The organism is Rhizobium sp. Rhizsp42 (genome assembly GCF_047304155.1).
In the GTDB taxonomy this organism is placed as follows: Bacteria; Pseudomonadota; Alphaproteobacteria; order Rhizobiales; family Rhizobiaceae; genus Rhizobium.
The window spans coordinates 1-6,093 of sequence record NZ_JBGLYS010000081.1 but is presented as its reverse complement, the minus strand read 5'-3'; the positions used below and the strand labels follow the sequence as shown (position 1 = coordinate 6,093).

Genomic DNA, 6,093 nt, shown 5'->3' with positions numbered 1-6,093 from the left:
GGCACGTTGATCCTCCCGGCCTTGCCGGAGAGCACGGTGGCCTCGTCGGCACTTACACCATCTCATGGGACACGATCTGGTGGCGCATCTTCCCTTTACTTGCAACCATCTAGCGTTCCACGGGGTGACGGCACCTGGGGCGACCCGTCTCTTTGAAATAGAATCGGCCGATTTCGCGATCTCGCGAACGAGGTGATCGCGAAGGCAATGTCGGTCGCAGATCTCGAGCAGCCTCGGCGCGGGAATCTCATATCCTTCGCGAGACAGATCGGCATCACCGATGAGATATCCGCCACCAGGTAGGACAGCGGTTATGTCGCGACCGATATCAGCAACATCGCGGAAAAACGATTTCGCCTAGCAGACGGCGACTATAACAATACGACACGAAAGAATCGTTGTCACACGTGCGCGCCGTAAACAGATTTTCGCTCCGACGCATACAAAAATGCGTGGGTCCGGCTCGTTCGTTTGCAACGGAGTGCTTCTCCGCTCCAGCTACTGGGTGGACGTAAACGAGAACGCCCCACAGCCGGACTGGAGACGGATCAGTCCATTATCTCTTTCAAATGTGGTGTGGAGAGCCGACTGAGCGTTGAGACCTTTTGGCTCTCCACTTGCCGAGCAAGACGTTGGGACACTATCTCGGGGGGGCAAAATTCAGGCCGCGACGAAATGTTCCGGCAGTGAGATAGCGGGACAACCCATTTCGATTGCTCATCGCTGCATCATGACGGTTCGGGTCGCTGGACTTGGCTGCGGATGTCCAGAAAAGAGCGCCCCGGCAGCAATGATTAACCCAGTGAGTAGCAAGCCACCCACGTAAATCGCAGTGTGGTTTCGACTGTTCGTAGCCATTTTCTGACCCTTCGACCGCGTTGGCGAGGTTTCGGAATGATAAGCGGCGAAGAGCCGATCGCTTTGAGGGGAACCAGCTCTTCACCTTATCGCCATGTAATACGTCTAACTCTTCATGACGATATCCTTAAACATCGAGGACGTCGTTCTGTTCCTCGAGTTAGCGGCAGTATTTGAAGCACAAACGATAGGTCTTGGCGTTCACTGCTGAAAAGCGAATGCAGGTGGTGACCCTGATACGCGATTTCCGGGAAAGTCTTAAAGGTGCTTCGTTCGAGCTCGCGACGCGCTTGATGAAGCGTCTAAACCAGAAGGTTGCTCGGTGCGCTTGGCACTACTCACGCCTCGCCCCCTATTGGTACGCCCCGAACAGCGGTGGGGAGGGAGGGCTCCCCCCCTTTAACCACGCAGGCAAAGTCGGCAAAGCCAGCAGCGCGGTCGAAACGTTAAACGGAGTAGATGAAAGGGGTGTGGAGAGCCAGGAGCGCAGAGCCTCGCGGGCCCTCCACGTGCCGAGGAAGCTGCTGTAGGAGACCGTCTCGGCGGGGAAGAACAAGGATGAGCGCAATTAGTCCCGATGCACTTCCCGGGGCGGACCTAGTTCTGTTTACTCGACGTTCTTGTCCTGCCTTGCAAGGACCGAGAAAAGGCCATCGGCCCTATCGAGTTAGCCGCCCGCACCGGGAGGGGCGTCATTCTCCATGAACTCCGGATACTGAACGACCTCTTTCTCGATCGTGTCAACAGACCTTTGCGGATGGTCACGGGTGATGTGGAATGTCGATCCACTCTCATCCAAGACGTCGAACCGTTCAGGCGGAGATTTCGAAAACAGCTCTAATGCTCGTTGCGCGGCTGCTTGGGGCGTCTCGGCGTCAACTGTCACGGAAGTGCTGACCCTAAACCTCTGTTTCCGCATATCTGTCGCCTTCGCTAAATGCTTCGGTGGGGAGAACCTCGCTGGAATCTCTCCACCTTCGGCCGCTGTGCTGAGGATGGCTCTGCGATGAACCATCGCGCAACCTGTCGGTCAACGTGCGTAACGGCGCTCCGTTCCCTGGACCTAGCTGAAGTCCCGTCATTTTTGGTCGCTCAGAAATCTTCCAACGCTTTCCTCTATCTCCCCCGAAACCTCTTCGTAATAAGCTTTCCACTGCGCGGGAGCGTGTTTTTGAGATCGAATCCTATCCTGATGAACGGAGGCCCTCTCGTAGGCCAGGAAGAGCGCTTCCATGCGTTCACCCGAAGCGTGGCGAAGCTGATCTCGGAAGGCCGGCATCCGCAACATCAACTTCTTGCGGCCAAGCTCACGCTCTCTTTCCTCTTCCCTGTCCACCATCCGCGGCCCTGACCCCTATAACAATTCAACAACATGAACCTGTTGCCCGGCAGTTCGATCTCTCATTCTTAAGCGGTACAGAGCGTTGACGATGATGTCCTGGCCGCGCCCGGACCGACGTGGGGCGGCCCGACCTGATTGAGGCTGAGGGTCACGCCTGTTTCAAGCACCATTTCCTTCAGCAGCCTTAGAAGAGGATCGTACATCGGTATCGATCATCAATGGAATCTGCTTGAGGCTTCGTAGTTTAGCAAGCCCGCCGCTTCGAGCGGGCGTTAACGTCTCGCTTCATTGATCCGCTTACTCTGTATTTTCATGCAGGTGATCATCATGACCGTGCCGAGCGTCTCGGCGAGTTCTTCTGTACCCGGCCTGGAGCCTTCGTTTCGTACGATCGGCTCTAGAAACATCCAGGTGATGAGATATGGCCAAGCCACTTCCGGCCATGCGCGTAATCGTCTCCCGAACACGGGGGGGTGTTCGAGGTCTTGGGGGGCGAGGACCGCGAGCATGGCGTTCCCCTCGGTTCGTCGAGCCAGCGGCCACTTCCTCGAAAGCCAGCCAGTCGGAATGCCGGATACCGTCGATAGTCCATCGACACCGCTCGCGGGTACCGGGTACGCGATCCTGAGTGAACGTCGGGATAGAGCGCGCACAGCTTGCATGTCGAGGAACTGACGCGGCGCCGGCCGGCGTCAGGGCGTCCGACGGCTCGATCCTTCGGCTCTCAGGAAGTCGAGGAAGGCTCGCATGCCCAAACCGAGGTGGCGATGCCGCGGGTAGTACAGGCAAAGGCCAGGATAGGGTGGGGTGCAGTCGTCAAGTACCTGCCGAAGGCTTCCGTCGGCGAGTGCGTCCGCCGCCATCCACCGCGTCACATATGCTAGCCCGCCGTCGTCGAGTGCCGCGGCCAGCAGAAGTCTGGAGTGGTCGACGATGAGCTTGCCGCTCGTGGCCATGACAACGTCCTCGCCGCGGCGCTGAAACTCCCAGCGATAGATCGACCCGCCCGCCATGCGAAGCTGGATACACTGATGCAGAGCGAGATCCGAAGGGCTATCGATGGGCGGCGCGCTGGCGAGATAGGCGGGCGACGCCACCACGATGTGCTGCTGATCTGGACCGATCGGGATCGCGACCATATCGTCCGGGACGAGTTCAGCCGCCCGCACGCCACAGTCGAATCCGCCCTCGGCGATGTCGACCATTCTTCCCTCCGACCGGATTTCAAATCGCATCTCCGGCTGAAGCTTCATGAAGCGGGTCAGCAGTGGCATGAGGACTTGCTCGGCGGCGTTGGCGTCGCAGTTTATCCGCACGAGCCCCGACAGCGAGGTAGCTTGTTCGTGCAGTTCCTCGACGGGCAGACCGATCTCCGCCAGTGCTGGCATGAGCCGCTCGGCAAGTCTACGGCCCGGCTCCGTCAGCGAAACGTTTCGGGTGGACCTGTGGAAGAGCTTCACCTTGAGACGCCTCTCTAGTCCAGCGACCGCGTGGCTCAACGCGGACGCCGTCTGGCCGAGCGTCCTCGACGCGGCACGAAACCCGCCATGTTCGGCCACGGCGAGAAAGGCCGCCAGCTCGCCCGGCGGAAGCGAACCAACTGTACGAATTATCTCATCATTGCGTGTGCCGTTGGTCATCTAGTTCACGAATGCCACGCGCTTATCTTCCCGGCAAGTCGAATGTCTTAAGGAGCACGACCATGACTTCATCCATCCCGTTTGGGTTTTCGTCAACCGCCGCCGACGTTCTGGAAGGCGTGGATCTTGCAGACCGCAATATCATCGTGACCGGAGGGGCTGGCGGCATCGGTCTGGAAACGAGCCGCGCCCTGGTCGCCGCGGGCGCGGCCGTGACGATCGCGGCCCGCCGTCCGGAGGAGGCCGAGAGAGCTGTCGCCGAGTTGATGCGAACAACACCTCGGGCTCGGCTGCGCGTTCGCCGGCTCGACCTTTCCGATCTTTCTTCCGTGAGGGAATTCACAAGGAGCTGGAACGAGCCTCTGCACGTCCTCGTCAACAACGCGGGCGTGATGGCCATTCCGGAACTGCGGAGAACGGCGGAGGGACGGGAGATGCAGTTCGCCACGAACTACGTAGGCCACTTCGCGCTCGCACTCGGCCTGCGGAAGCATCTGGCCAGCGCGAACGGCGCCCGCGTCGTATCCGTCGCCTCAACTGGCAACCTGTTTGCGCCGGTGTTCTTCGACGATCCGGACTTCCGCTTCATTCCATACGATCCTCTGCTAGCCTATGGGCAGTCAAAGACGGCCTGCATTCTGATGTCCGTGGGGATAGCGAGGAATTGGGCATGCGACGGCATCACGTCGAATGCTCTCAACCCCGGAGCGATTGCGACTGGACTTCAGAAACACACCGGGGGGCTTAGAACGCCCGAGCATCTGCGCAAAACAAGAGAGCAGGGTGCGGCCACGTCGGTGTTACTTGCGGGATCGCCTCTGGTCGAGGGAATGTCAGGCAGGTATTTCGACGACTGCCAGGAATCCCCTGTCGTCGACGAGCGCGGAGCCGGGCCGTTCAAGGGCGTGGCAAGATACGCGGTCGATCCGGAGAACGCTTTCCGTCTTTGGGAGATGGCGACGCGGATGGTCTCGTCGCCGCTGTAGTTGGCGTGGCCCGCCGAACCTTTGCGGGGAGGCGGCAGGCTACCTCCTTCTCGAGTGTTCCGGGCCTGTTCAAACCTTTGCCGCCACCGGAAGACGGAACGGCGCACCAAGTCGGTTGAAGGCGTTCATCGCGGCGATGGTGATCGTCAGATCGACCAGATCCTTCGGTTCGAAAGCTGCAGCGGCAGCGGCATAAGCCTCGTCCGACGCATGGGTCTGGCTCACGTTGGTCACTTCCTCCGCCCAGGCGAGAGCGGCGCGTTCCTGGTCGTTGAAGAGGTGAGGCACCTCGTTCCACACCGGAACCAGTGTGATCTTGTCGACGGACATCGTCTTGCGCAGATCGCGGCTGTGCATGTCGATGCAGTGGGCGCAGCCGTTGATCTGCGACACGCGCAGGAAGACCAAGTGGATCAGCTCGTCCGGCAGGTTCGTCTTGGCGGTGACGTAATGGTGGACTGCATAGAGCGCCTTGGCACCATCGGGCGCGACCTCGGACCAGTTCATGCGGGACATGTTCGTTCTCCTTTGTTGAGGACGCGGTTTTCCGTTCGCCGGAGAACCGTCGTCAGGTGATCTGTGGTTTAGCGAATGGTTTTCGGAGGACGCTCTACGGCTCGCGCGGCGTCGTCAGGACGGTGTCGTCGGTATCGACGACGAAGACGGCAAGCAGCTTCGCCGGTTCGGTCTTGCTGGCATTGGCGCTGACGTCGTGGCGATCTCCCGGCAGCTCGGTGAAGTTCTGGCCCGCGGTAAAGGTCTTGGTCTCGCCACCGTTCAGGGCGCTCTGGATCGCTCCCTCGATGACCGTGGCGTAGATCAGCGCGGACTTCGCATGCGTATGGGCGGAGCTGTAGCCTCGTGGTCCATACTCGACGAGGACACCCTTGATGCTCTTGCCGGGAACGTCGGGCAGGGGATGCTCGTAGACGAGTGTCACCTTGGCGTCCTTCGTGTCGTACGCGAGTCCGGGCTTTGCGATATCATGACCGGACGCGGTGGCAAGGGAGGCCGCGAGTGCCGCGGCAGCATGGAGAATTGTCTTCATGATCGTGCGCTCCTCTTAAGCCTTCAGCCATTCAGCAATGGTGATCCGGCCTTCACTGTACTCTCCACCGGGAACCAGTGCCTCTGGCGACAGGGGCTCCGAAGTAGTCAACCCCGGCGTCCGCGGTCACCGGCCTGCCGTCTCACACGCGGGCATGGCTTTGATTCAATGAGGCTTTGATTTGGAGGCCTCAGATGACCCGTCGCCGGTTCGACCTGA

At 59.9% G+C, this 6,093-nt stretch carries 5 protein-coding genes; 1 reads left to right on the top strand and 4 read right to left on the bottom strand.

Annotation, left to right across the window (positions count from 1 at the left end):
• Positions 1-1,936 precede the first annotated feature (1,936 nt).
• Entirely contained in the window at positions 1,937-2,197 is a 261-nt protein-coding gene (locus tag ACCD05_RS31390) for a hypothetical protein (RefSeq protein WP_112436016.1), read from the bottom strand.
• A 695-nt stretch (positions 2,198-2,892) separates the two neighbouring features.
• Positions 2,893-3,840, bottom strand: coding sequence for a LysR family transcriptional regulator (locus ACCD05_RS31385; RefSeq protein ID WP_413397561.1), 948 nt, complete (start codon positions 3,838-3,840; stop codon positions 2,893-2,895).
• Between the two features lie 62 nt (positions 3,841-3,902).
• Between ACCD05_RS31385 and ACCD05_RS31380 the strand changes: the two genes are divergently transcribed.
• Entirely contained in the window at positions 3,903-4,826 is a 924-nt protein-coding gene (locus tag ACCD05_RS31380) for an SDR family NAD(P)-dependent oxidoreductase (RefSeq protein ID WP_112436014.1), read from the top strand.
• Between the two features lie 69 nt (positions 4,827-4,895).
• Here the strand turns inward: ACCD05_RS31380 and ACCD05_RS31375 are convergent, their stop codons facing one another.
• Positions 4,896-5,342 (bottom strand): carboxymuconolactone decarboxylase family protein, encoded by a 447-nt coding sequence (locus ACCD05_RS31375; protein WP_112436013.1) that lies wholly within the window; start codon positions 5,340-5,342, stop codon positions 4,896-4,898.
• Between the two features lie 94 nt (positions 5,343-5,436).
• Complete coding sequence (locus ACCD05_RS31370) at positions 5,437-5,874, bottom strand: cupin domain-containing protein (protein WP_413397558.1); 438 nt, start codon at positions 5,872-5,874, stop codon at positions 5,437-5,439.
• Positions 5,875-6,093: the final 219 nt, after the last annotated feature.